This is a genomic window from Colwellia sp. TT2012, assembly GCF_001440345.1.
Classification (GTDB): domain Bacteria; phylum Pseudomonadota; class Gammaproteobacteria; order Enterobacterales; family Alteromonadaceae; genus Colwellia.
In genome coordinates this window covers 1-749 of the sequence record NZ_LJYX01000170.1, presented here as the reverse complement: position 1 = coordinate 749, position 749 = coordinate 1, and the positions used below count along the sequence as shown (strand labels likewise).

Annotated in this window: 1 protein-coding gene and 1 pseudogene; one reads left to right on the top strand and one right to left on the bottom strand. The window is 59.5% G+C overall.

Annotated features, from left to right (window positions below):
- The coding region (locus ASU03_RS20965) for a hypothetical protein (RefSeq protein WP_157466010.1) at positions 1–245 on the bottom strand (245 nt) is incomplete at its 3' end.
- A gap of 272 nt (positions 246–517) precedes the next feature.
- Here ASU03_RS20965 and ASU03_RS20420 point away from each other — a divergent pair.
- Positions 518–749: pseudogene (locus ASU03_RS20420) on the top strand (sodium:proton antiporter); the annotation flags it as partial.

Genomic DNA, 749 nt, shown 5'->3' with positions numbered 1-749 from the left:
ATGCGCGATTGGGCCGCGACGTTGAGCATCTCGGTGCTGGAGGCCTGGACGCGTTGCGAGCTCTGGTCCATCCGATACAGCGAAAGGCCCACCAGCAGGGTCACGATGCCCAGCAGACAAAGGCCGGCGAGGAGGGTGATTTTCCATTGAATGGACAGCTGCCTGAGCGACATGGAGATCCTTAACCTTTCGTTACGACAGAGATGATCCGTTGTATCGGCCGCACGGTTTTTTTCTTTATTCATACGATCAATTGAATTCTGTCTGCGACGTCGCGCTTTGACATGGCGCGCCTGCTGCTGCAAAGTGCGCGCCCTCTAATAAAACTCCTTTTCTGCTGGCGTCCACACTGCCGTTACCCCGGCGGGCGAGGCCCTGGCGTGTGTTTTTGGTAGGCGCGAGCTTGCTCGCGAAGATCGTGAACGATCATGCTGGTTTGCCGGTTGATCGCGGCGTTCTTGGGTTATTCGCGAGCAAGCTCGCTCCTACAGTACGTTTCTGTCTTGAGGTAACCATGATTAACGCAGTAATCGCCGCGGTCGGTACCATGCTGGTGCTCAGCCTGTCCCGCGTGCATGTGGTCATCGCGATCATCGTCGGCGCCCTGGTCGGCGGCTTGACCGGCGGTCTTGGGATCGACGCGACGCTCAGCGCATTCAACAGCGGTCTGGGCGGCGGTGCCACGGTGGCGCTGTCCTACGCATTGCTCGGCGCTTTCGCCGTGGCGATTGCCAAGTCCGGCCTGGCCC